This window comes from Pseudomonas sp. DCA-1 (assembly GCF_046523955.1).
Taxonomy (GTDB): Bacteria; Pseudomonadota; Gammaproteobacteria; order Pseudomonadales; family Pseudomonadaceae; genus Aquipseudomonas; species Aquipseudomonas putida_Y.
Genome location: NZ_CP169881.1, coordinates 4,084,271 through 4,109,369, shown reverse-complemented (window position 1 = coordinate 4,109,369; position 25,099 = coordinate 4,084,271). Strand labels below are relative to the sequence as shown.

Genomic DNA, 25,099 nt, shown 5'->3' with positions numbered 1-25,099 from the left:
TGCGTCAGTCGGCACTGATCGTTGGCGTCTGGGCCAGCCGTTCGGCGATGCGATGGCGCACATTCAGGCGGAAATGCTCGTCGTTGATGCCCGCGAGCAGATTGGCGGCCTCCAGTGCGATCAACGCCGAGGCCTCTTCGATGTCGCTGGCCTTAATGGCTTTGCGCAGTTGGTCGCCGAGTTGGAGTGCCTGCGAGGACGTTCTGAAGACCTGGACCTCGCGGCTCAGGTAGCAGCCGCTGCCGCCGAACTCGAACAGCCTTGGCTTGCTGCAATACCAGCAGCCCTCGAACTGGATGGCGGTCAGGTCATGGCCGTCGTCGAAGCAGGTTGCGATCAGAAGTAAGGCCTCCAGATCGGCGCTGTCCTCGAACTGGTGTTGTTCGATCAGGTTCTGCAGTTCCTGATCCTGGTCGGCTCCGAAGTGCACGGCCAGCAGTTCGAGCAGTGGAGGAATCGACAAGCCTTCGTCGTCGGGCATGGGTATGCCGAGTTGCGCTGCGAGGTCTTCCAGGCCGCCCAGCACATTCGACCATTGCGGATAATTGGTCTCGGCGATCCTGGCGATGTAGGCATGCCCGTTGCCGGGATAGCTTTCATCCAATGCGAAGACGCCGAACAGCGCCTTGATGACGGGGGTAACACGATCAAGCATGAGAACGCCCGTGCCCTCGTAGTAGTTGTTTGCCATGGTGGCTCCTTTCGAGAAGTGAGCGGAGCCAGCCCATGCGGACGGTGGCATCCGCAAGTAATAGCCCGAGGCCGTTGGCGCTGGGCGATGGCGAAGAAATTGAGGAACATGGCTTTGTGGGCGCATGTCCCTCTCGGGGGGAACGAAAAGCAGTGGTGCGCCGGGGACCGGCTCACCAGCCGTTGTAGTTCACCAGCAGGTCGGCGATGACCTTGCGGCGTTGCAGATCGAGACCGTCGAAGTCCGACAGTCCGTTGAAGTGGCAGCGCTTGAGCATGGCACCGCCCTCGCGCGCGTTGTAGAAGCTGACCATGGCGGACAGGAACATGCGTTCGCCGCTGCTCAGGACGCCGAGGGCATCGTTGAGCTGCAGCATGTTGGGACGCAGATCCCACTTGCTCTTGGCCTGGTTCAGACCTTCACGGGTGCCGTCACCGAACCATTCGGGGCCAGCGATCTCGACACCGCGCTTCCAGGCCTCGAAGAAGGCTTGGGGCGCGGCAGCGAAATGCTGTTCTTCCCGCATGATCTGATCGACGATTTCCCGCGGCAGTAGCTGGTTCATGACGTGATTCCTCCAGTTGGATCAGGGAATGGCGAGCTGGGACCAGCCGCCTCTTTCGAGGGCACGTTGAGCCGCGGCATGGCTGCGGAAGTACTCGCGGGATTCCCGCGAAACGGGGCCTTCGGTATCGCGCGTGCCGATGTAGTGACCGGCGGCGCTTTGCAGGACTTCGAGCGGCAGAAACTTGCCGCAGTAGGTCAGGGCCAGTTGGCCGAAAGAGGCTTGCTGGGACATGGACGGGCTCCTTGGAAAAGCGGGGCCTCGTCCCTCACGGGATGGCAGCTCCCGCACGCGGTTGATAAAAAGCATCGACGTCACGGGGACGCGCGTCCGCAGACTTGATGCGATGCGGACTGGTGGGCAACGCGGGAGAGACCCGCGGCAGCCTGAAACCCTGGCTGCTGGCATGTGCTGACGAATCAGCGAACATGCGGGCAGCTTCGTGCGCGGGCCGCGCTGCGTCAGTTGGAAAACGGCATCCGGCCCAGCCCCGATTGATGGGCACCGAAAAAAAGAAGCCCCGCATCGAGTGCGGGGCTGTCAGGAGGGGGCGTCGGCGCTGGGTCAGGCGGGCTTGTCGCCCAGGACATGCTGCTTCCACAGGTCAAATGCTTGCTCGGGCGGAAGCTCGGCGAGGATGACGATGGGTTGGGCCTGTCGGGCGCGCAGCGAAGCGAAATACGCTTTGCGGTCGGCGATGGCCTTGAGCTTGATGCCCTTGATGAACAGCAGTTTGCCGTCCTTGATGAACAGCACCTTGTTGCCGATGTCGCGGTTGAACGCGGCTCGCACCTTGCGCTCGGCGTGCATGGCATCGGCCAGTTCATCGATCAGGAAGTCGAGCGTCATGTCGATGTAATGAGGGTCTTCACCCTCGTGGCCGAGGTCGAGCGGTGCAGGCGGCAGGCCCTTGGCGAAGGCTTCGGCCTGCGCCAGCAGCGCCGCCTTGCCATTGAGCGCGTGGACGAACGTCGAGCCGCCGTGGCCGTCGTTGCGGGCCTCGGCGATGGGAGTGCCGTCGAACACGACGGTGGCGCTGAAGCACATCGTTTCCTCGCTGGCGAAGTCGGCCACCTTGAGGTTCTTCAGCGTGATGCGGTCTTGCTTGGTGATGTTATCCATGGGAAGTCCTGAAATCGACCGGGTGGCGACATGCCCCCGACGGGACGTGGCGGCCATCCCGTGGGTTGGAAAAAAAGAGGCATCGATGCCCCGGTGGGCAGCGTTCGCCGGTGAGATGCCGAGGCGAACTGGTGGGTGGCGCGGGTAGAACCCACGGCAGCCTGGACACCCCGGCTGCTGGCTGCTGCCGACACGTCGGCAATGCAGGAGGAAGAATGGCGTGGCCCGCTGGCGACGTCGTGCATCAATCCGGAGCTGTCGATCCCGTCTTGTGCAGGCACTGCACCAGCCGCTGGCCAAGCCACGCAACGCACGGCACCGCCATGGAATTGCCGATTGCCTTGTAGCGCGGAGCATCCGCGGCGGGCTTGCCGCGGTACGGGATCAGCGTGTAGTCGTCGGGCATGCCTTGCAGCCGCTCGCATTCCACGGGCATTAGCCGCCGCACCCGCCAGTGCGACCAGTCGCCGGGGCCGGGCTCGCTCCAGTCGTAACGGAAATGCGCCTCGAAGTCGGGTGCCAGCACATGGGGCTTGTCAGCGCCGCCGCCGCTGGTGCGCAGTGCGTCCGATACGCCGCCGCCCAGTTCCGCGGTAAGACCCTGCTGCCGTCCCCGCAGGGCAACGCAGGCCACCATCGGCACGCCATAGCCCGGCTTGCCGTTGGAAAGGACGGTGCAAGCTACCTGCCCATGGCCCGACTCGAAACGCACTTCGCCGCGGTTGTTCTGCGCGAAGGCGATGGCGGGCACGACACCGGCGTTCGCATGGCTGTTGCGGTGCCCACCTGCACGCAGCGTCGGAGCCCGATCCATCGTGGCATCCGCGCCGCTGCCCTGCGCGGTGAAAGCGATGATCGGCACACCCTTGCCCGTACCGTCTTCGCTGCTGCCCTTGCCGCCGTTGGCAGTGTCGAGGGTGTGGGCGATGCTGCCGGCGATCGACTGCACCATGAACGTCTCCGTGCGGATGTCGTGCTTGGGGCCTGCGGCCATGAGACATGCCGCCACATCGACGGGGCCGGTGCCGCCACTGAATCCGAAGGTCATCGTGACCGTGCCGTAGGGCTGCTTCAGTCCTGCGTATCCGCCTGCTGCTTCAGCACCCGATCCAGCAGCACGGGCAGCTTCTTGCCACGGCGCGCTGCCCGCAGAAGAATCCCCGAGCAGGCCTGTGCGCTCAAAAAGTACTTCGACGGGATCGAGGCCATCTCCACCACTTGCCACAAGAAACACACGCTTGCGGCGTTGGGCGACACCGAAATATTGAGCGTCGAGCACGCGCCAGGCGATGCGGCGCCGGGGTCCAGACACACAACCTGCGTGCGCCCATTTTTCCCCTGGCGGTTGGAGCGCACAGCCTTCTCCGGCCAGTGCGCCCAGGAAATGCCCGAAGGCAATGCCCGAAGGCATTGCTGCGGTCGTTGAGGACGCCGGGGACGTTTTCCCAGACGAGCGTGGCCGCCGGGCGGCGGTCTTGTTGGCGGGTTTGGTCGATGGCATTGGCAAGCTCCACATAGGCAAGGGAAAGGGCTCCGCGCGGGTCGTCCAGCCCACGACGGCTACCTGCAACGCTGAACGACTGGCACGGTGTGCCGCCGACCAGGATGTCGGGCGCCGGCACGGTGCCGGCGCGCACCTGGCGGGCGATCGCAGTCATGTCGCCCAGGTTGGGCACGTGGGGGTAACGATGGGCGAGCACGGCGCTCGGGAACGGCTCGATCTCAGCGAACCACGCAGCTTCGAGGCCGAGGGGTTGCCAGGCGAGGCTCACGGCCTCGATGCCGCTGCACACGCTGCCGTAGAGCAGCGGCGCGTTGCGCGGCCTGCCGTGTGTTGGGGGGCAAGGATGGGGGTTCATGTCGGGTCTCCTGTTCGTGTGGCCCAGGGCCGTTGGGCGGGGGGCCGGGACATTGATGGGCAGGAGAAAGGCGCCGAAGGCCCTGCGGCCTTCGGCTCGGGAGGAAAGAGGAACCACCCGTGGGCTGATTGGCAGGCCCGGTCGTCGCTAAAACCGTCTGCTGTCAGCAATCACACCCGGCCCATGTCGTGGCTGGGGCCGGCATCGTCTGGCGCACATCCGCGCACAAAGGGAGCCCGTTTTTGCGCCGGCGGGCACCGGCACCGAATACCGCTGACCACGAACGGTCTCCGGGTGGCTCGTGCAGTTCGACAAGCCATCGGGAGACCCTTCGCAGTGGGCGGAAGAAATGCAGATCAGCAGAACGCGCGGGATGCGGTTCGCGGAGAAGCTACCTTCAGGTCCCGTGGCCGGAGCGGCCAGGCGGGACGCGCGCACGGATCAAGAAGGCGTTGCGCGCTGGGCGTCCCGCAGGGCGTGCGGGACAAGGGCCACGCCGCCGATGGCGGGCACGGCTCACGGGGAACGGGGTCGGGTCAGGAACCTTGGCGGCCGCTGCGGTGCGGGCGCGAGGCACCGCGCTTGGACGTGCCGGATTCGACCGGCAGCGTGCCTTTGCAGTCGGGGTAACGACTGCACGACCAAAACGGGCCGCTCTTGCCGCTGCGCTGACGCGTGGGTGCGCCGCACTGCGGGCATGCCGGCCCTTGGGGAACCTTGATGGACAGGGACGCGATGCTGTACTGCGCGATCAACTGCGAAATCCATGCAGCCTGCTTTCCGATGAATACGTCCAGCGTAAGCTGTCCAGCTTCGATCATGTCGAGCGCCTGTTCCCAGACAGCGGTAGTGCCAGGGTCGGCGATCGCCGCGGGCACGGCGTCGATCAGTGTGAAAGCAGCATCGGATGCGCGGATGGCGCGCCCCTTCTTCACGATATAGCCGCGTGCGATCAGGCCGCTGATGATGTTGGCTCGCGTCGCTTCGGTGCCGATGCCGACCGTGTCCCTGAACTTCTGCTTCAGGCGCGGGTCCGTCACCAGCTTGGCGACTCCCTTCATGGATTTGACAAGTTCGCCCTGCGTGTACGGCCTGGGTGGCAGCGTCTTGAGCGCCTTCAGATCGACGTCGGCCACCAGACATGCCAAGCCCTCGCGCAGCGCGGGAAGCACCTGGCTGCGCGCCGCAGCGTCGCCGTCCTCGTCGGGCTGAGGCTCGGTCAGTACCAGGGGCCAGCCCTTCACCACGACCTGCTTGCCCGTGGCCGCCAGTTTCTGCTGGCCGCAGGCTAGGTTCGCCACGGTGCGATCGAACTCGTGGTGAGGGAGGAACTGCGCGAGGTAATGCGCCCGGATCAGCCGGTACACCGCCAACTCCTTCTCGCTCATGGCCGAGAGGTTCGCTGGTTCGAGCGTCGGAATGATGCCGTGGTGCGCCGTGACCTTGCCGTCATTCCATGCACGCGAGCGCTGGGAGCGGTCGAGCTGGTCCATGATCGGGCGCAGCGAGGGATCGGTCCTGAGCAGACTGTCGAGAACCGTGGACACCTCGGCGAACATGCTTTCGGGCAGATAGCCGGAATCCGAGCGCGGGTACGTCGTGGCTTTGTGCGTCTCGTACAGGGCCTGGGCGATCTCCAGGGTTTCCTGCACGTCCAGCCCAAGTTGCTTGGAACAAACCTCCTGCAAGGTGCCCAGGTCGAACAGCAGCGGCGGGCCTTCGCGCACGCGCTCGGTCTCGACCGACACCACCTGCGCGCTGCCCGCGCCGCGAATCTGCTGCGCGGCCCGCTGTGCGACCGGCTGCTGCAGGCAGCGGCCCGTGTCGTCGGTGTAGGCATCGGGCGGAACCCATTGCGCGGTGAAAGACTGGCCGCTTGCGGACAGGGACACGTCGATGGCCCAGTACGGTACGGACACGAAGGCCGCAATTTCGCGGTCGCGGTCCACCACGAGCTTGAGCGTCGGTGTCTGCACGCGGCCGACCGACAGCACGCCGTCGTAGCCCGCTTGTCGACCGAGCACGGTGAACAGGCGGCTGAGGTTCATTCCCACGAGCCAGTCGGCCCGCGATCGTGCCAGCGCCGAGTAGTACATCGGCAGCGTCTCGGCCGATGGCCTGAGCTTGCCCAGTGCGGCGCGGATGGACGCATCGTTGAGTGCCGACAACCATAGCCGCTCGATGGGGCCGCGGTAGCCGCACAGTTCGATGATCTCGCGAGCGATCAACTCGCCTTCGCGGTCGGCATCGGTGGCGATGACAAGCTGGGTCGCCTTCGCCAGAAGCGCCTTGACGACCTTGAATTGCGTGGCGGTCTTCGGTTTGACCTCGACCCGCCAATTCTGGGGAATGATGGGCAACTGCTCAATGGACCAGCGCTTCAACTGCTCGTCGTAGGCTTCGGGCGCAGCGGCTTCTACGAGATGGCCGATGCACCAGGTGACAGTGACGCCGGAACCGTTGAGACAGCCTTCACCGCGCTGCGTGGCGCCGAGAATCCGGCCAATGTCTTTGCCCTGGGAGGGCTTCTCGCACAAGAACAGCCGCATATCCGTCCATCCGATTCCCGTGGTTCATGGAGTTGCTGGGATCGAGCATGCCGAGCACCACCAGGAGCAGCAGCAAACAAGCGGCACGCGGCGGCGACCGCTTTCACGGATGGAAGGGCTTGTGCGGGGATGGCGAGTGGCCGGAGGTATGCGGGTCGGGAGCGGCGATTCGCGGGTACGCGTGGAAGTCAGTGGACGTTGATGGAGCTATCCCCTGGGGATAGCTCGCGGCACATGGAGGGCGGCTAAGCACCGCGGCAGCCGCCCTCCGTGCCGGGTCACTTCCTGCGCTTCGTCTCTTTCGGCGCGGTCGATTCCTGGTCGGCCTGCGGCTTCGGTTCTGCCTCCTGTGGCTTCGGGCTGAGGACCACAGACTCGATGCGGTACGGCAGAATGCCGACGCTGCGCGCGTTGACTTGCCAGGTCTCGCGTGGCTGATCTTCGTTGTCCGTCCAAGGCTCGCGCTCCATGCGGCCGATCACCAGCACCCGCATACCCTTCTGGTAGAGGCGCTGCCAGTGCTCGGCGTCGCGGTGCCAGATTTCCACCGGCGCCCAGAAGCCGCCACGGTCCTCAAAGGTGCCATCCTTCTTGGGAACGGGGTTGTCGAAATAGACGTTCAGGCGCAGCAGGCGGGTGGGCTCGTCGTTGCCATTGGGGAATTCGCGGTACTCCGGTGGCGAGCCGATGTTGCCTTCGCCAGAAAAATGCGTGCTCATGGTGTGATCTCCGTGGTGGTTGAAATACCCGTGCCTCGTCGGCGCCGGGCGCGTGCTGGGATGGCTGGCGCAATCACCGATCGCGCATTGCGGGTGGGGTGGACGTGAGCCGGCGCAGGTAGGCGTTGTCTGCCTCGGCCGCTTTGCTGGCGCATTCCTGCGCCTGCCTGCCCAAGGTGTGCAGCAGGCTGATCTGCATGTTCAACGTGATGCGCTGCAGCTCGATCGCGTGCAGGTCGGCCAGCAGGTTGGCCGGCGTGCTGGTGCTCGCCATCAGCTCCTGCCACAGGGCTACGCCCATGGCCGAGCGGTCGTGCTTGCGCCAGCGAAGGAACGTCGTTCCCGCGCCAGTTGTCTGCTGGGCCAGCTCGATGGGTAGCAGGTGGAAGGGATGCCCGACTGCCTGTTGCAGCACCTGTCGCTGCGCCAAGCCAATCAGTTCGTCGCGCATGGCGAAGCACTGGCTGGCCCAGGCCTCGAAGTCCCCTTTACCTTTAAAAGGCTTTAAAAGGCCTTTTAGAGAGGCCGCGTGTTCCAGCCGCATGAAGGCTTCCTGTTGCAGGCCCCGGAAGTAGCGGATCGGTTGGTTCAGATCGCTCATGCCGGTTCGTCCTCACCGGCTGCGGTTTCGGATGGCTCGGCGGTGATGGCTTCATCGCCGGACGGAGGCGCTGCGGCAGAACCATCGCTGCGCTGTTGCAGGCCACGGCGCGCGATGGGCGGCGCAAACTTCGAACGGCGTGTGCCTTCGAGCACCTCCTGGGGCAGTTCGCCGAACTTCTCCAGCGCCGCCCGTGCTGCGGCATTTTTGGCCGCGAAGTCGTCCCGGGTGCAGCCCGAGTAGCGGTACTGCTGCGCCAGACTGAACAGGCTGCGCAGCGCGTGGGCGCCTTCGTTGAGCCATCGCTCCAATGTCGAGCGATCGATCAGCGCGGTGTGATGGGCGAGGATCAACTTGCGGGCGATGTCGTCGTAGTCGGCCAGGAGATAGACCGCCGCGAAGCCGAGCTGCGCGTTCACAAATAAGGGGAGCTTCACCGGCTGCACGTTGAGGTTTTCGCCCAGGCTCAATGCTGCGGGTACGCCGGCCAGCGCCTGGTCAACTTGCTCGCGCAGCGATTGCAGCGTGGATTTGGTCTGGTCGAGCTTTTCCTCGATGCGCAACATCCACCAGTCGCTGTACGGGTCGTCTTGCTCCGATCCGCGCTTCATCTTGTTCATCACGGCGATGTAGCCGTTGAGCCCGACAATGCCCGGCCGCCCCTCAGCGGCGGCACGCCCATGCCAGATGCGCGAGGCGTGGTGGGTGTGAAGCGTCAGCGACATCGCGCTGCGCAAGGAGCCGAGATTGAGTTGTAAAGGTTCGTTGGTTGCCATGGTGACCGCCCGCTGTGGAAAAGGAGCCGTCAGGATCGACACGCAACGGAAGGCAGTCAGTCAACAAACCGAAATGAATCAGTCCCCGGTTGTCATGGCAGTGCCAGCCCGAGGCACGAGCTATCCCCAGGGGATAGCTCCATCAAACGCCATGGAGCACTGTTCGCGCGAATGTCAGCGTCGCTCCTGAAACCGGCGCCATCGCAGTGCGGTGGACGAAAGTACCGGGCCGTACCTGTCGGCGTTACGCCTTGCATTACATCTATCCCCTGGGGATAGCTCTACTGACGGCCACGGATGTCTGCTTCATGACCATGCCGCTCGTAACGATCAGCTCTTGCGCAGAAGGTCACGCAGCCGTTCGATGTGCTGTTTGGCCACCTCGGGTGGAACCACATTGCGTGGTGCCTCAGACGGCGCATCTCGCGCGGCGGTGGGGGGTGCTGTCGCGCCAGCCTGCTTGGCCCACGCGTTGAACTCGCCACGGATGGCGCGCTGGATGATGCCGAACAGGTAGCCGGCCGGGTTGCGGATGGTGTTGCCGCGACAACGATCGGCCCATTCGTCCAGCACGGCCTGACGCAGCGGGACATCGACCTGCTGCAATGCCACCATCGCCCCGGCCTGCTGCTCTTCTTTCAAACCAAGGAAGCGATCAGGCAAGCGGACACCTTGCATCGCGCGCACCTGCCCACGCTCGCGCGCGGTAGTACGTACTTCATTAATACGACTACTACGTACAGTACGGTCCTGCTTCGGATTCCGAAGAGAGCCGTCTGACGCGGGTTTCGGCCCTGCTTCGGATTCCGAAGACGGGTGCTCGGGATTCCGAAGAAGGCTTGGAGCCCCTTCTTCGGAATCGTGAACCATGTCCTCCTGTGGATAACTCTCTTGCGTCCCGATGCCCTGGCTGGCGAGGCGTTCGGCAAGGACCTGCAGCCGCGAGGGCAGCGTGCGGCCGGACAGCAACGGGTCTTCGGCGATCTCCTTGAGGGTGTGCAGACCCACGACCTGAACGGCCTTGGCCGAGTGGCCCAGAGCCTGGCTGACGAGCTGCAAGTAGTCTGCGTCGAGCTGCATCGCCTCGAATGGAGTCAAGGGCTCGTCGTGCAGAACATAGAGGTTGCCGAGAATACGGCCGGTCTTGGGGTCGCGTCTGCGCCGCACGAGACTCAACCAGCGTGTCAGGCGCAACAGCGTCAGCGCGCGTGCGACGGTCTCGTGGGAGGCTTGTCCAGCGCAGGGTGTTGACGCGAGCCATGGCCGAAGTTGCTCATATGTCGGAAACGCAGTGACGCCATCCTCGTTGAGCATCATCCGAAACACTTGCCACGCATTGCGCTCCAGCGGTGTCAGGCGTCGGTCGAGAAAGAGCCGCCGCGGCACGCTCTCGTGACGATTGCCGCTGAAAAGGAAACCGTCACCAGATGTTGACCCAGGCGACGGTGCAGATGCAGGTGCGGATGCGGGCGCCCGGGGTTTGGGCGCAAGGTCTTTCAGCGCGCTGTTGAACAGATCAGCGAGGGCGACGGGGCCATGGCGTGATGCTCGTGGTGCTGAGTCATCCACGGCCATAACTCAACCCAATCCTTGATCGATCCAGCCTTTGATCGCAGCCCAGACCACCGACAGCGGCAGTTCCATGCCTTCGGCGAGGTCCATTGCCGCATCAAGGACCGAGGTTTCGTCCTCCAGATCGACATTCCTGCTGCTGGTCACGGCCTTCCAGCGCCGCCACAGTTCCGTGTCCTGCTCCTCGTCCAGAACCGGATGGCGCCCCTTGCGTTTGGGCAGACCGAGAACTTCGCGTCGTAGCGCGACTTCCTGATGCGTAAGCCCGTAGAAGCGACTCACCATTTCCGTACTGGCGCCCAGGCGCAGCATGCGATCGACGGTGGCGATCTCCTTCTCCACGTCCTGCGCCTGCTTGAGCAAGCGTCGGAGCACTTCGCGGTTCACGGAGACAGAGCACCAGGAGACGTTGGCATTGGCCAATACGCTGATGAGCGCTGGATGCTTGAGCGCATCCAACTCTTCCTCCCCGAACCCCATCGCCTTGCATCGACGCAATTGGCCGTTGCGCAGGTCGTAGAGCGCCTGGGCGAGGACGGCCTGATTGAGTGGGTTCGGTGCGGACATGCTGGCAACCCTCGTTCAGGTCCCAGAACCGACAGCGCCGGCTTCCAGGTCCAGGAGGCGTCGGGCCAACCGCAGCAGTCGGAACAGCTTGACCAGCGCGGTGTCGCTCAATCGCAAGGCCGCATCGTCCTGGCCGTGCAGCAGTGCCGGCAGGTCGGTGACGATTTGCCCGCTGTCCAAGCCGACGTCGGCCGGCGTCTGACCGGCCAGAGAAACCAGCAGCGCGAGCACGGCGCGTCCCAGGGGCGACGAAGGCCGTGCCTGGGCGCGGCACGCGAACCCGATGCCATCGGGACGATCCGCGACGTACTCGTCCAGCTCGGCCTCGCCTGCGATCTCGCGCGCGAACTGCGCGATGTGGATGCGTAGCCGATCGGGCGTATCCAGTCCAGGGTCGATATACCAGATGTCCGAGATGGGATAGAGGCCACCGGCCTGCACTGGAATCGACTGCAATACGTTGGCTGAGAAATCGGGCGGTAGCGCGTCGCCTAACTGATCGGCGACCATGCGCTGGATGGACTGGAGCCGCTCCGTCGTTGGTGCCGGGGAGATGATGTGCTCCTGAAGCAAATCGCCGACCCCTGCCGTAGGGCTGGCCGCGGAGGCCTCCCTCGGGGCCGTGTCGTCCTCGCGCCGCGTAGGCGCGGCCGCTGCATGGCCTGGACGTGGTGCAGGCGTGATAGTGGATGGTGCTGATTCAACCGGCGATCGCGCGATGGCCCCAGGCTCAGGCAATGCGGGCGGCGCCGATGGCGGCGTCGGGTCGCTGACCAACGCACGGTGACGGCTCTCCGATTCGGTCAGGTCCAGCGCCAGGACGTCGTAGTCGATGCCCAGCAATTCGGACATCTGGCCGATCAGCTCGTCTTGCACTCGCTGCGGCGAAAACTCGTCAGCCTGCGTGTCGAATTGCGACAGCACTTCCTGAAAGAAGCCGTCGAAATCCAGAGGAAGAGAGCGGCCTTTGGCGTACTGCTCCCAGGTGCGCTCACAGGCCTTGCGCATGACCGATAGCCGCTCGACCTGGTGGCGGCCCAATCCGCCATAGAGCACGGTCGGGATCGCGGGCAGCAGATAGCGGACCGCATCGACCATGCGGCTGATGTGCGACTGCTGTACCGGGTAGCCATCGGCGGCCAGGCGGCGAGCCAGTTCGGACTGGCTCAGCGTGGTGCCGCTTTCCTCTTCGTAGAACTCACGCGCTTTCTCGACGCCGAGGGCTCGCTCGATGAACGTCAGGCCGCCGCGTAGCTCGTTCTCCGCAAGGTGCCCGGTCAATGCGACGATCTCGCCACGTGCGGGCCAGGGGCGGAACAAGCACGATATGCGGAAGAATCGCTCGTCCTTGGTCTCCGACCAGAGTTCACGCAGGATCGCCAGCCGCGTGTTGCCGCCGTTGCGGATGATGTAGTGATCTTCGCCTGGACGGCGCGTGATGGCCGGCGCCGCATCCAGGCCGCGTTCACGGATGGAAGCCTTGATTTCCTCGTAGGCGGAATTGCGCTTCTTGCGTGGATCGTGATCGTAGGGACGCAACTGGTCCAACGTCACGACCATCGGCGTGTCGACAATCGGGTCGCTCAAGGCGGTGGCGGATGGACCGCTACGTTCGAACCCGGCGGCAAGCAGCTTGCCAGCCATGTCCTGGGACCTCATATCAGCCATGGCCGCATTCCTTTACGCTCGCGGCCTGGGCTTGGGCCTGGCGCTCGGCACGGCGGATCTGCGCGCGGGCGTTGAGGGTCGCCCGGTGGTCGCTCGCGGTCGAGCTGGTGTAGATCGCGGCGCAGCCGACCTTGGTGAACTTGAGGTGTCCACCCGGTGTGCGTTTGACGTGCCAGCCTTCGCTGATCGCAAATTCGATCAGGACGCGTAGCCGCTTGTGGCCGCGGGCCAGTTCATGTGCGCTTGCCATGCTGCCTCCCAGTCTCAGAAGGACGCTGCTGGCGGCCGGACACGAAGGCCAATTGATCCTGCCATTGCGGGAACAACTCGCTGGCAAGGGCGCGCATGGTGTCGAGAGCGGCTGGCGCGACTCTGCCCGGTGGCTGTCGGTACTCGACGCGATGCACCGGCAGGCCGCGGGTCGCAGCGCGCGGATAGGCTTCGATAGCCGGCACGTCAGTAGCCAGCACACGGATGCCAGCATGCTCCTGGAACAGGTCGCGCAGGGCCTGCTGGATCAGCCGCGCGTTGGCGGACACGGGGTGGACGCGGTTGATGAGCAGGTGCAGCGGCGGCGGTTCGATGCCGAGGTGTCGGTACGGCGCGATGTCCTCCAGCAACTGCATGGTGCCGCGCCGCAACTCGCGGGCCGCGAGGATTTCCGGGGTCACGGGCGACAGCGCAAGATCGGACGCGAGCACGGCCATCTCCAGCAAGACGCTGCGCGCGCCCTGGGTGTCGATCAACAGCAGGTCATAGAGAGGCGCCAGCACCGGCAACAGATGGCGTAACCGCAGGCGCCCGTCCGGCGCATGCAGCAGCAAGGTGTTCAGTTCGCCTCGGTGGTCGTTGGAGAGCACTAGGTCCAGGCCCGCGATGCTCGTGCGGGACACGAGCCGGTCGAGATCGCGCTCGTTGAAGGCCAGCAGCTCGTAGATGCCACCGGGCGCGCGGTGGGCCAGTTCGTAATAGGACGACAACGTGGGCTGCACGTCGAGGTCGAGCAGCAGTACGCGCAAGCCCGCGTCGGCGGCAAGACCGCCGAGGTTGGCTGCGGTGGTCGTTTTGCCGACGCCGCCCTTGGTCGAGATGATGGATACAACCTGCATGGCGCTCTCCGTCTAGGGATAGGGAATTCCGAGGGAGAGCCGCTCAGGTGCGATTGTTGAGACGTTCGGCGATCCACTGGTCGATCTCGACCGAATCCCAGCCCACTGCACGCACGCCCAGACGCAGCGCCTGGGGGAACTTGCCGGCACGCATCAGGTTGTAGATGTGGGCACGCTTGAAGCCGGACTTGGCCTCGACTTCATCGAGACGCAAGATGCGGCGCTCGTTGGGCGGTAGTACAGGTATCTGCGACATGGCGGTCACTCCTGAACGCTCAGTGGCGTTTGTTGGCGTGACACCTATTCAAATGTCGACTTCTGTCTCAGGCCACCGTAAATGCGGTTTCCGTGACCGCAGATTCGGGCTTGCAAATATCAGGAAACGGCGGCCCGCAGCTTGCGGCGGGCTTGTGCAAACTTGGCTTGCAGCGTGCGATCGGTAATGCCCATGAGTTCGCCGTGATGCGCGATCATCGCGGTAGCGATAGCCTCCTGGCTATTGAAACTGGAATACGGTGTGCCCGACGGAGATTGGCCGAGCATCAGTTCCAGCATGGTGCCGATGATGTGGAGGTAGGTGGCCTCGGCCCGGTCGCTGATGGGGCATTGCGCGCAGGCGGGAATGACCGTGGACTGCTTGAGTAGCGCGTCGTGCTGTTCTTGCAGCTCGCGCATTTGGCGCTTGCACTGCTCCAGAGCGGATTTGAGGGCCAATCGCTCGACCAGCATGGCTTGGCCGGTCTCCAGGGAGATGACGGGATGGGCGATGCGTTCGCTGCGAGAGAAGAGAAAGCCGGGCCGCTGCTCGGGGTAGTGCTGGCGCATCCATCGCTTCAGATCGACGTGGCGAACCGTCAGATCAAGGGACTCGATCAGTGCGGTATCGCGTGTTGTGATGCCGTTCTGCCCGAAGGGCAGTTCCCCATTGAGGATGCCGTCGTAGATTCGGTCGGTGTATAGCCGCAGTTCGCCCCAGCGCGGGCAATCCAACGACTGTGGCAGATTCCTTGGCGATAAAACCGAGGCCAGGATCACCTGCTCGTATCGCAGCAGCCCAGCCCAGCGGATGGACGCTTCGATCGGGCGGTAGAACACCTTTGATGTTGGTGCATCATTCTTGTTCTCGTGCATGCTCCGTCTCCTTCCAGGAGAAGAACTACATGGCCGACTCCTTTGACGCCGACCCCGTGGTCGGGCAGTTGTCTGTGTAGGAAACGAGCCCCGAGGCCCGGTCCGTTATGGGTGCTTGAGCACTTCTCACCAGTGCGCTTTTACCGGTGGCTGTCATGTGCCCAATGTGCAAAAATTCATCGGCCGCTAGAAGGTCGAGCATCGGGACGTAGGCTCGACAGTGACGCTCACGCTATCAGCGTCGTAATAAGTTGCGGATTCTGCAAATCTGTCTCGGTATGGCCTTATATGCCAGCGGTTTCACAAGGCGCGACGAGATGGTGGTCGTTGTCCAAGGTCTAGGAAAACTGGGCGAATCCACGCCTGTCATACCCGCCCTGGCATCCTGATATACCGATAAAGAATCGCGTGCTGACGCGCCACGGCTAGGGTGCGCGTTCTTCCTGCGTGACTTGCTTGCGCAGACGGGCAATGCAATGCGCGTTGCATGCGGCTCGTAGATGGCATCCGAACTGGGCCGGCACCGAGAGGATCGGCCTGGGCGTCATCGCGGAAGCGGATGCGGGAACTGAGAGCAGGGGCACGGGCGGCCAGTTCGAGACCGTCGCCGATGACGTTGTGACGACTGCGGGTCTGGTGTGCTGGGTGTGGGTCTATGGATGCCAGTGGAACTCTTTGGACGATCTTTGTTGGCGGGGACGAAAAAATAGGCTACAATCTAGGTCTTCGCTGGCCACCTCGGCGAAGAAAGAGCTTGGGAATCAACGACTTACTGCCCTAGTAAACGTCTCGTTTCCCGCTCCAGTTTAAATACTGTGGCGTCTATGCGGTGCAGTGGTGGTGAAGGTCGTCAAGGCGCTTCACGCCAAAAGCGGTAAAGTTTCACAATGCGGGAATAGCTCAGTTGGTAGAGCACGACCTTGCCAAGGTCGGGGTCGCGAGTTCGAGTCTCGTTTCCCGCTCCAAACGTAAGATAAAAAAGGGACCTCAGGTCCCTTTTTTTTCGTCTCGATTTCACCCCGATACAACCCTGTGCTAAAGCCCCTTGTTCAGGGGCTTGCACTGTTCAACGGTAGTGAACGGTGAAGTTCAGCGCGCCAGCGGCCACGCCAGGTGTCACCCGGGCCTCGGTCTGCACGTAGCGGGCATTGAAATGCAGCACGGTTTGGCCAATATCCAGTTCCTTGATCAACTGCTCGGACTGCAGGGGCATCGGTGTAGTGTTGTCGCTGTGCAGTATCTGGATGCCGACGCCGTCGGCGCTGCCTGATCCCGGGAGTATGCTGAACACGCCTTCGGTGGGGTCGATGGGGACTGAGCCTTGGCTGGTATCCAGCATCAGATGGATATCCGCACGCTTGGTACCCGGGGCACTGCTGTCCACGCAGTTGTTGAGGGTGATCTGGAATGGAACGGAATTTAGGGGCGTGCCGACCCCCTTGAAGTCATCGATGCTGTATTCCCCCATGTTCACAAGGCCGGGATTCACCTGGTTTCCTGCCAGGGAGCACTGCGCGCGGGTGATGGTGGCCTGGACCTTGTAATCCATGACTTTGCCTAAGTCATGGATGAAACCATGAAACACCTCCACGTCGACCTCTTGCGGCCCAGGGTCGATATCGCCAATCTTGATGAAGCTGGCCTTGCCGCGGATTGCGTCCAGTGGCAGGCTAAACGAGGTCGGCTTGGTCATGGTCCCTGTGTAGGGGATGCCAGTGCCTGCGTCGGGCGTGAAGGTGTTGTCGGCACTGCCATTGAAGGGGAAGCCAAGATCGATGGCAACGCCCACGCCCTTGATGTTGGTCTGCATCACCATGCCATCCACGTTCTTGTTGCCCATGAGGGGCAGGCTGCCGACGAACGGTGGTGCGCTGTTGGGCAGCCTGGCAGTGACTGGGGTGGCAGCGTTATAGAAGCAGGTCAAGGTCGCCCCTTGGTCATTTTTAGCGTATAGACTGGCCTCGCCGATGAGCGTCCCGACGGGTGCATCGCGCGGGATCGAAAAACTGACCTTCTGGTTTTTGAAGGTCATGTAGGTTGCGCTGCCGGCGCCCCAGCTGCAGTTGGCCTGCGCGCTGGTCGCCGCCAGCCAGGGCATGAGGTTGCAGAGGGTTAAGGCAAGCAGGCGCAGGCGGCGGGTGTGGGGCGGGGTCATTAGGCGTGTTCCTGTGAGTCGTCGGCAGATGCCGGTTTGGTGTCGTCAACCGATACGGGCAGGCATTGCAGCGTTTGCATGCGGAAGCCATCGAGCAGTGGCAGGTTCTGCGGGTTCACCGCAACCTGGCAGTGTTGATTACCGTCGTCCTGCCAGCGTACCGTCAGGTGTTGCGGACCTTGCTGGGTGCTTGCCAGCAGGGTTTGCCCAGCCTGGCCGACCACGGCCAGTGACTTGCCTTGCTCATCGCTGACGTCGGCGCCGAACGGCAGTGGGCGGCCGTCGGGGTGTTGCAGCGTGAGCACCATGCGCACCACCCGGCGTGCGTCGAAGCGGGCCTTGACCACTGCACCTCGGCGTGGAACCACTTGCTGGCTGCCATTTTCGATGACCACTTCGGGGGGCAGTTGGTCGGTGTCGAGTACCAGTGAATTGACCCGATAGGGGCGCAGGTATGGGACCAGCAGGTATCCATCGGCATCTGTCCGTGTCGAAGTGGCATTCTGCATGCCGAGATCGGCGACGTCGGGTACGTGTACAAGCGCCGTGGTCTCCCCCATGTAGCTGCCGAAGGTGATGCCGTCGGCATGGGCCAGCATCGAGCCACTGGCGTTCAGCGACAGGGTGCGATAGTTGCTGCCCTCGCTGTAACCTACGCCATAACTGGCCTTGCTGCCCTGGTAGGCAAGCGATAGGTTGCCGCTCTTGCGGTTGTTCTGGTCGTTGGCCAGCGCCGCATAGTAACTGAGGCGGTCATCCAGCAAACCGCCTTGCAGGCTGGCGCGCTCGCTATACTGGCCGTTGACGCGTTGCAGGTCGAAACGGGTGGTCTGCCGGCGGCCGAAGTCCAGTGGCAGGCTCAGGCTCAGCCCGAACATCCTGCTGTCGGTATTGCGTTCGCTCAGTGATTGCGAAGCGAAGAGATTGACCCCGAGGTCACCCAGGCGTGTGTTGTACTGCAGCTGGAACTGACGACGCTGGTAGTCGCTGCGCCAGTAGTCTTCTTGCGACAGGGTCAGGCTCAGCGAGCTGCTTTGGCCCATGGTCTGGTATGCCGAGGCTTCCAGGCGGCTGCGCCGGCTACCGGCAAACCGCGAAGCGCTATTGCGTTGCAGGACGGCTTCGTCAAAGTCGCGGTAGCCCTCGGTGGAGTAGCGGTAGCCGGCAAAGCGCAGGCTGGTGCGGGTCTGGAAACTTTTGCCATAGCGCAGGGCAACGCTGTGCCCCTGCACTTGCCCCAGCGAACCACCCAGGTCGGTGCTCGCCTGGGTGACGTCCAGCGACAACGCACCCAGGTCAGCGAAGTCGCGGGCCGCCCCCAGTGCGTAGGCGCGATAGTAGTCACTGGCCAGCAGGCCGCCATAAAGCGTGCTGTTCCAGGTGCCGCCGCGGGCCAGGGTGGTTTGCCAGAACCCTGGCTTGTCGAGGTGTTCGGCACCGTTGTAGCGGCCAGCGGTGCCCGTATAGCGCCACACCCCTTCGCGTAGCAGGCTCCCCAGCGATGAATAGGGCTGGATGAAGCGGCTGACCTGCCCATCGCTTTCGGTCACCACCACCTCCAGCTCACCGTGACCGGCACCGACGCTGAGGTCGTCGATGGCATACGGTCCCGGGGCTACATAGCTGGAATAGATCGGGAAGCCGTTGCGCAGCACTTCGATCTTCGCCCGAGTTTGTGCAACACCGCGGATGACCGGAGCATATTGCTGCAGGGTATCGGAGAGCATCTCCTGGTCGGAGGCCAGGCGCACGCCAGAAAAAGCAAAGCTGCGAAACACATCGCTGCCGGTAAAGGTTTCGCCCAGGGTGAGGTTCGCGCGCAGGCCGGGCAGGTCACGCTGGGCGTAGGTGTCGCTGCGGCTCCATTGCCGTGTACCGTCATCGCCCTGGCGCAGTGCCTGTTGGCTGCGCAGGCGCCAGGCACCCAGGTTGATCCCACTGTTCAGGTAGAGGTCTTGGCTGCTTGTGTTGCGCCCTTCGCGCAGGCTGCTGTGCTGGGCCGATACCTGATAGTTGACGAACGCTGCATTGATGCCCGCGTCCCAGCGCTCTTGCGGCACGTTGCCCGAGCGGTCCTGGCGCAGGGCAACCTGTGGGATCGACAACGACAGGCGCAACTGCGCCGGGTCGAAGTCGACACTGGCCTGCGGGATCAGGGTTGCCAGGTCGACACAGCTATCATCCTCGGGCAGGGCTGTCTCAAGCGCTTGCTCGCGCAGGTCCAGGGCACGCAACACGTCGCCGGTCAGGCAGGGTTGCAGGCCACTACCATTGGCAGCGGCATGGAACTCCAGCTCCCGCTCTTCGATGGGGGCAAGGTTTACCAGCAGGGCAACGCGATAGCGCCCTGCTGGTAGCGGGGTATGTGCAGCCAGGCTCTGCAGCGCCACTGCCCCGGCATCCGTCGCCTGGCCGGGGGGCTGGCGCATGAAGCCTGCCTGGAACGTGACAGGTGAGGTTTCGGCAAGCGTGGAGGTGGCGGGTGCCAAGGTCACAAAGGCACCCAGCAGTGGCGAAAGCGGGGCAAGGCGTAGGCGTGATGGCAGGTGCCTGCGCCGATCGAGTCGAGGCATTGGGGGGTCCTGAGCTGCGCTACCGGTCAGTGCCAAGGCAGTACCGGTGGGGTGGCTGTGTTGTGAAGCGAGCAGCGGCGCAGGGGTGCTTCAAAAGACGGTGTACGCCGAGTTCGAGGGCGCTAGGTTAGGCGGGGCGGGGGTGAGGTAATGTAGGAAGAGTCTTCAGTGTCTGGCGGAGTAATCAGCGTGAGCGAGGGGTAATGCATTGTGGGAAGGTTCCCGCTGCGTTGCGCAGCGGGAACTTGGTTGGGGTCAGTCCGCAGGTCATTAATCTAAATATGTAAAGTGTCCGGAACGTACACCTTTTCCTGGTTCTGCCCACTCGAATGCTCTCGTAAAATCCGGTGGACCCTCCAGCCAGACAGGTGAGGATGGAGTTGAAGTGCCAGACGATTGACCAGAGTTTTGGGTTGTCTCAGCGAAGTTTTCCCCGCGGGAATTGTTGTTCGAGGTACGGCTCGTGACGGAGTTGGAACGGGTGGGGTTAGGTGAATTCCGAGAAGTATTCGAAGGGTTAACCACCGACCTGTTAGAATTTGTTCTGGTCAAGATCCTTGGGCTGTTACTTCCTCTGGTAGCCATTGTCGAGGCTCGGGAGAGCGAACCCCCACCGGCAGAAGATGGGTTTGCCACTGGTGAGAGCTTGCCCCCATGTTTGATGATACCTGCGTTCATCTCGCCAATGTTTTTGAGCGCTGCGCTTATTCCACTCGTTCTGGCGGCAGCCGCTTTGGCCGCGTGGAGCGCCGCTCTGCTAGCCTTGATCCCGACCCCCGAAGCGAAACCGCCCGCAAAGGAGAGTCCAAAGAGTATGTATTGCAGGTTCTGGTCCTCTTCATTGTTGACGGCGATATAGATCTGTCCAAAGAACGCGATGCCGTTGGCGGTGACACCCGCGACCCCCAAGGCGAATTTAGGGGCTAAACTAAGACTCAATGGCGCTGACCACGGCATTAAGTATACTGAAGCGGCGAATATCACCCCGGCTATGGCCACGCCTATCCAAGCGCCCCAAGGCGCTTTGGGCTTCTCGGGCGGGTCGATATACGATGGTGGTACACGGTCAGGAGGGATGCCTTGGACACGGTGCCCGGTAGGGTCGCGCCAGTTCACCGGGTTGCCTAGGGCGTACAGGTAGGGATTGATGCCTGCTTCCTCCTGGCTTAGCGAGTCTGGGCTGTGGAAGCGCATCAGTCCTGGGTTGTACGCACGATAGCCGCTGCCGAGCAGATACCAGCCAAGCGCTTCTTCGCGGGCTTCGCCGTTGAACGCCAGCAGGGTGCGCATGCCGTTGTCGGCAGGGCGCTCGCCATAGACGCTGTAGTTGGCGTGGCGGGTACCCTGGGCATCGGTTTCGCTGACCACGCTACCGGCGATATCGCTGTGCAGCAGCCGTGTGGCCTCGGGGGCGGCCGGGTATTGCTGAACGCCCAGGGGCTGGATGCCGCTGTACAGGTATTGAGTCAGGACATCGTTTTCCAGCGTGCTGTCCAGCTGATGGCCCAGGAAACGGCGATGTACCTGGCGGCCGTCGGCATGCCGCGATGCCAGCAATTGATCATGCCCGTCGTACTGGTACTCCACCAGCGTGGTTTTGCCGTCGACATCGATGACCCGTTGCAAACGGCCAAGGGTGTCGTACTCAAGCTTGCGGCCAAGTTCGTCATTGAGCATGTTGCCTTGCTCGTCATAGGTGAACGTCTGCTCTTCGTCGAATGTCTGCTCCTCTTCGAATGCCTGCCATTCATCGTCGAAGGCCTGTTGGGCGGTGTAGCCCTCGAGCAGGCGATAGGCAACCTTTTCCAATTGGAAACTGCCATCCTCTTTGTAGGTAAAGTCGGCTCTCTCGCTGTTGCCATCGGCAAACTCGGTGGCGCGACGGGTTAGCCGGTCCAAATCGTCGAGGCGGAACAGCTGGACACTGATCTGGCGCCCTTTGGTGTCGCTGGGCAGGTCCTCGCCAGTGCAGGTGTACTGGACCAAGCGATCGAGTTCATCGTACTCGAAGGTTTCCTTGCGCACCTCCTTTGCGTCCCGAACCAGCGTACGGCTATAGAGCAAGTCATTGTCGTACCATTCCAGGCTCAACACTTGTTCTGCAGCGCCATTTACGGTCAGCGTGCGTGTTTTCTCACGGCCCAGGGCATCGTATGTCTGGGTGCACAGCACGCAGCGATCGGCATTCCCGCCGTCACGGGTTTCGGTGCTGCACAGCAAACCCTGGCTGTTGTACTTGAGAACACTGTGCAGCGCCCCTTGGCTGATGCTGTTTACGCGGCCCTCGGCGTCATAACCGTATTCGCACTCGTGGCCATCGGAGTGCTTGCGAGTGCGTATCCTGCCTTGAAGGGAGTGTTTGTAGTCACTGTGGTGTTGCTCTTTGCCCCCGACCATCCAGGTGTCTTTAGCCAGGTAGCCCTCCTGGGTGTATTCATACCCGTGTCGGCCATTGCCGTTGTCGGCGCTCGATATCTGCGCGGTGGTCTTGTCGTAGCCGAAGATGGCCTGCGTAGTGGAATGCCGTTGCCCTGACACTTCGATACTGGCATCCAGCATGGTGGGTTGTTCAGTCAGCTGCGGCAGGTAATTGTATTGGATGACGCGCTTGCGGTTCTTGTCTTGTGCGTAAGCCGTACGCTTGTCGATCAGCAAGGTCTGCGTCACGTAGTCGTAGTCCTCGATCCGTGGGCCGATCTTCACCTGTTTCAGCCTGCCCAGGCCATCGTAGCTGCGGCTGAATACCGTTTCGGCGGTGTCGCTGCCCGCTTTTTGCACTTCCAGCCTGGTGGTGAGTTCCTCCACGCTGTACCCGACGAAGCTACGCAGCAGCGCGCTACCGTTCGGGCGCACGGTTTTGTACATGCGTCCCCAGACGTCATAGCTGAATTTGCGGATGCGGGGTACTGCCTTGCTGCCCGGTGTGGTGGAGCTGAAAGTGTCCTGGGTGCAGCGGCCAAACCCATCGTAGACGTAGTCCGTGCGGCCGACTTGCACCGGTGGTTGACCTGGCTCTTCGATCTGGCGGTACTCGTAGGATGGTTTGTTGAAGGCATTCAGCTGGCTGACCCGCACATTCTGCCTGACGCCCGGTTGGTCCCGGGTTTCAATCCACTCGGTGACCAGATCGCCGCCTACGCCGAACGGTGTGGAGTCCGTGAACTCCGTGACGCCATCCGAGCGGAATACCTGGCTGCGTGCACCCCAGCCGTCGTAGCCATAGTCATAGGTCGTGGTGACGTCGGGCTGTTGCGGGGCCTGCGCACCTGCATCGACAGGTGGGTAGTCGTAGAGCGTCTCGCGGATGAGGCGGCCTGCCGAGTCATAGCGTGACGTCGATAGCGTGCGCGTCAGGCGCGTTGCTGGGTCGCCAGCAACGATGACCTCGCGCTCTTCCCTGATCGGCCGGTTCAGGCCGTCGTAGACCACCCGTGTGATCACCCCTTTGGCGTCAGTGACTTGGTCATAGGAGCGTTTTCGTCCCTCATCGATGAAGAATCGGTAGGCGTAGCTACGGGTGGCCTGGTAAACGCTGTCGGGCGCCGTAGTGTGCTCTATCAGGCGGTTCAGCATGTCGTAGCGGAAGCGGCTCACCACGCCATTGAGATCTTCATCTTCGACCAACTGGCCACTAATGATCGACTGCGCGGCGCGGGTCGTCGTTTCGAGCGTGCCGCCGGGTGCTTTGTAGGTTTCTTTGGTCTGCAGCCAGGTAGGATTACCGTCGAGATCATTGGTGATCTCATAGCGCCAGGCGGTACTGGCCGAGAAACCGTTCATGCTGAACTCATGCTTGTCGGTGCGGCCATGCAAGAGTGGATTTTCAGGCATGTTCAGGTAGTAGCGGTGATTACTGTGCAGCAGGTGTTCTGTTTCTGCTTTCTGCCCGCCAGCGCGTGCCTCGATCTTGACCTCGAAGGTGTCCTCGTTCTCCAGTGCCAGCCAGTGGTTGGGCAGTTGCTGGGATGTGGCCTGGGCCAGAGCGGGTAGTTTGACGTACCGATAGCGGTTGCGCTTGATCGGAGCAGCATCCAGTGAGCTGTCGGCCACGGGCGCCGGGTAGACCGTTTCACATTTCAGGTTGCGCACAAAGCCTTCTGGGTCTTCCGGGCAGCCTTCGCATCCATTGGAGTAGTACTCGCGTACCGTGCGTATGCCGTTGGCCTGGATCTCCTCGGTCAGGTTGCCAAAGGTGTCGTACAGGGTCACCAGGGTTTCATCGCGGCGCTTGTTGGAGTTGCCGTCCAGCGTCCAGGACTTGGTCACTTGGTGGGGCAACTGGAAATGGTTGGGCTGAGCCTTGAAGTTCAGATTGTCTACTTCGTGGTACTTGGTCGTGACGGTTTCGATGCAACCCTGTTGTTGGGTGACCTGTTCGGTCAGGAGATGAAAGCGGTTGAAGGTGCGTGTGACCGTTCGCAGCACTTGGTCGCCCAGGTAGTGGTGTGATGTGGACTGGTAGCGGAAGGTGGGATCAGAGGAGTCGTAGAGAATGTCTAGACCCGTGTCGGACCAGCTGACACCGGCACCATTGCCCAGGAAGTTGTTGTTGCTGAACTCGTAGGTGTTTTTCAGGTAAGTGGTATCGTCCAGTGGGTCGGGCTGAAGGATGTGTTCGGTGGCGTAGGGCAGGTATTTGTCTTTCACACCTGGAAACGCATGGCCGTCCACCTTGTACTTAACCGTTTCGATGCCACCGACGGGGCTTTCCAGGCGGGTCAGGTAGTACAGGCTATCGTTATCATAGGGGACGTAGTCAAACTGCCAGGCTGCTTTGTCCGGGCCCGGCAGGGACACACTTGTCAGGTGACCACCTTGCAGCCCCAAGGTAAACCGGGCATGAGCCTCGGTGCCCGGGTTTATATCTATAAGTACCTCGGCGTTGCCGGTGTAATCAATGCGCAGTAACACGCGCTTGCTGTCATCGCTGATCGATGTCAGGTGCGGCGTGGTCTTGTCTGGTGCGTAGTGCAGGTTGATGCCATGCCCTGACGGCGCCAGTACCCGTACCGGCACTGCCCAATCATAGTTGGCGTCGCGTGGTTCGAGGATTTCGGTCAGGCCCGACTTGTGCGCAATGCGAAAGCGTTTCTGTTCGCCCTCGCTGATATCGCTGAAGTGAAAACTTTCCAGCTTACGCTCCGCGATGACGGCAGCCTCCCCAGGACCATTGTTGTCGACCTTGAATCTTTCACCGCTGTGCAGGTTGAGCATGCCGCAGGAGACGGTAAAGCGTGTCAGTTTCAGGCTCCAGCCAGTACCGAACCCCGTCTTCTCGTTGTTCATCGGGTTGAAATTAAGCTGCAACGGCAGGTCGGGACCGCACAGGTTATTGGCGTTAAGTGTTGGCAGGTCGATGCTTAACGCATATTGGCCGGTGCGCGGGTCGACACTGCCTTGAACGAAACTTGAAAAGTTGAAGGCGTTGGAATGCACGGACAT

18 protein-coding genes, 1 tRNA gene and 1 pseudogene are annotated in these 25,099 nt (G+C 62.5%); 1 reads left to right on the top strand and 19 read right to left on the bottom strand.

The annotated features are described in order from the left end of the window. Window positions 1-4: 4 nt before the first annotated feature. The 16 genes and pseudogenes from ACE4QZ_RS19275 to ACE4QZ_RS19200 all read right to left on the bottom strand — a co-directional run bounded on the left by ACE4QZ_RS19275 (window position 5) and on the right by ACE4QZ_RS19200 (window position 14,929). Window positions 5-691: a hypothetical protein gene (locus tag ACE4QZ_RS19275; RefSeq protein ID WP_011489288.1), complete on the bottom strand. Its 687-nt coding sequence runs from the start codon at window positions 689-691 to the stop codon at window positions 5-7. Window positions 692-863: 172 nt separating this feature from the next. Then, window positions 864-1,256: a hypothetical protein gene (locus ACE4QZ_RS19270; RefSeq protein ID WP_011489287.1), complete on the bottom strand. Its 393-nt coding sequence runs from the start codon at window positions 1,254-1,256 to the stop codon at window positions 864-866. 21 nt (window positions 1,257-1,277) lie between these two features. Then, window positions 1,278-1,490 (bottom strand): hypothetical protein, encoded by a 213-nt coding sequence (locus ACE4QZ_RS19265; RefSeq protein WP_410480124.1) that lies wholly within the window; start codon window positions 1,488-1,490, stop codon window positions 1,278-1,280. 330 nt (window positions 1,491-1,820) lie between these two features. Next, the gene (locus ACE4QZ_RS19260) at window positions 1,821-2,378 is read right to left on the bottom strand and encodes a hypothetical protein (RefSeq protein ID WP_011489285.1); all 558 of its coding nucleotides are present in this window, start codon (window positions 2,376-2,378) and stop codon (window positions 1,821-1,823) included. 244 nt (window positions 2,379-2,622) lie between these two features. After that, window positions 2,623-4,237: pseudogene (locus ACE4QZ_RS19255) on the bottom strand (DNA cytosine methyltransferase). Window positions 4,238-4,773: 536 nt separating this feature from the next. Continuing rightward, a complete protein-coding gene (locus tag ACE4QZ_RS19250) occupies window positions 4,774-6,786 on the bottom strand; it encodes a DNA topoisomerase III (protein ID WP_011489283.1) in 2,013 nt (670 codons plus the stop codon). Window positions 6,787-7,064: 278 nt separating this feature from the next. After that, on the bottom strand, window positions 7,065-7,505 hold the full coding sequence (locus tag ACE4QZ_RS19245; RefSeq protein ID WP_011489282.1) for a single-stranded DNA-binding protein: 441 nt from the start codon (window positions 7,503-7,505) through the stop codon (window positions 7,065-7,067). 73 nt (window positions 7,506-7,578) lie between these two features. After that, complete coding sequence (locus tag ACE4QZ_RS19240; protein WP_003460292.1) at window positions 7,579-8,106, bottom strand: DUF3158 family protein; 528 nt, start codon at window positions 8,104-8,106, stop codon at window positions 7,579-7,581. Beyond that, a complete protein-coding gene (locus tag ACE4QZ_RS19235; RefSeq protein WP_011489281.1) occupies window positions 8,103-8,882 on the bottom strand; it encodes a PFL_4669 family integrating conjugative element protein in 780 nt (259 codons plus the stop codon). The genes ACE4QZ_RS19240 and ACE4QZ_RS19235 overlap by 4 nt, the downstream gene beginning before the upstream one ends. A gap of 330 nt (window positions 8,883-9,212) precedes the next feature. Beyond that, window positions 9,213-10,457: an STY4528 family pathogenicity island replication protein gene (locus ACE4QZ_RS19230; RefSeq protein WP_011489280.1), complete on the bottom strand. Its 1,245-nt coding sequence runs from the start codon at window positions 10,455-10,457 to the stop codon at window positions 9,213-9,215. Window positions 10,458-10,460: 3 nt separating this feature from the next. Continuing rightward, window positions 10,461-11,021 carry a DUF2857 domain-containing protein gene (locus tag ACE4QZ_RS19225; RefSeq protein WP_011489279.1) on the bottom strand — a complete coding sequence of 187 codons (561 nt, stop codon included), beginning with the start codon at window positions 11,019-11,021 and terminating at the stop codon, window positions 10,461-10,463. Between the two features lie 15 nt (window positions 11,022-11,036). Continuing rightward, window positions 11,037-12,689 (bottom strand): ParB family protein, encoded by a 1,653-nt coding sequence (locus ACE4QZ_RS19220; RefSeq protein WP_011489278.1) that lies wholly within the window; start codon window positions 12,687-12,689, stop codon window positions 11,037-11,039. Further along, on the bottom strand, window positions 12,682-12,939 hold the full coding sequence (locus ACE4QZ_RS19215) for a hypothetical protein (protein ID WP_003460282.1): 258 nt from the start codon (window positions 12,937-12,939) through the stop codon (window positions 12,682-12,684). Before ACE4QZ_RS19215 ends, ACE4QZ_RS19220 begins: the two co-directional genes overlap by 8 nt. After that, window positions 12,923-13,798 carry a ParA family protein gene (locus ACE4QZ_RS19210; protein WP_011489277.1) on the bottom strand — a complete coding sequence of 292 codons (876 nt, stop codon included), beginning with the start codon at window positions 13,796-13,798 and terminating at the stop codon, window positions 12,923-12,925. Before ACE4QZ_RS19210 ends, ACE4QZ_RS19215 begins: the two co-directional genes overlap by 17 nt. Window positions 13,799-13,841: 43 nt before the next feature. Further along, window positions 13,842-14,054, bottom strand: coding sequence for an AlpA family transcriptional regulator (locus ACE4QZ_RS19205; RefSeq protein ID WP_003460278.1), 213 nt, complete (start codon window positions 14,052-14,054; stop codon window positions 13,842-13,844). Window positions 14,055-14,173: 119 nt separating this feature from the next. Next, window positions 14,174-14,929, bottom strand: a complete 756-nt coding sequence (locus ACE4QZ_RS19200) for a hypothetical protein (RefSeq protein ID WP_003460276.1) — start codon at window positions 14,927-14,929, stop codon at window positions 14,174-14,176. An 889-nt stretch (window positions 14,930-15,818) separates the two neighbouring features. Here ACE4QZ_RS19200 and ACE4QZ_RS19195 point away from each other — a divergent pair. Next, window positions 15,819-15,894: transfer RNA gene (locus ACE4QZ_RS19195), tRNA-Gly, on the top strand. Window positions 15,895-15,995: 101 nt separating this feature from the next. On the opposite strand, the gene ACE4QZ_RS19190 is transcribed toward ACE4QZ_RS19195, so the two are convergent. The 3 genes from ACE4QZ_RS19190 to ACE4QZ_RS19180 all read right to left on the bottom strand — a co-directional run bounded on the left by ACE4QZ_RS19190 (window position 15,996) and on the right by ACE4QZ_RS19180 (window position 25,099). After that, window positions 15,996-17,084 (bottom strand): fimbrial protein, encoded by a 1,089-nt coding sequence (locus ACE4QZ_RS19190; RefSeq protein WP_028696975.1) that lies wholly within the window; start codon window positions 17,082-17,084, stop codon window positions 15,996-15,998. Further along, window positions 17,084-19,657, bottom strand: coding sequence for a fimbria/pilus outer membrane usher protein (locus tag ACE4QZ_RS19185; RefSeq protein ID WP_021784796.1), 2,574 nt, complete (start codon window positions 19,655-19,657; stop codon window positions 17,084-17,086). The genes ACE4QZ_RS19190 and ACE4QZ_RS19185 overlap by 1 nt, the downstream gene beginning before the upstream one ends. A 270-nt stretch (window positions 19,658-19,927) precedes the next feature. Continuing rightward, on the bottom strand, window positions 19,928-25,099 hold the full coding sequence (locus tag ACE4QZ_RS19180) for an RHS repeat domain-containing protein (protein ID WP_410480123.1): 5,172 nt from the start codon (window positions 25,097-25,099) through the stop codon (window positions 19,928-19,930).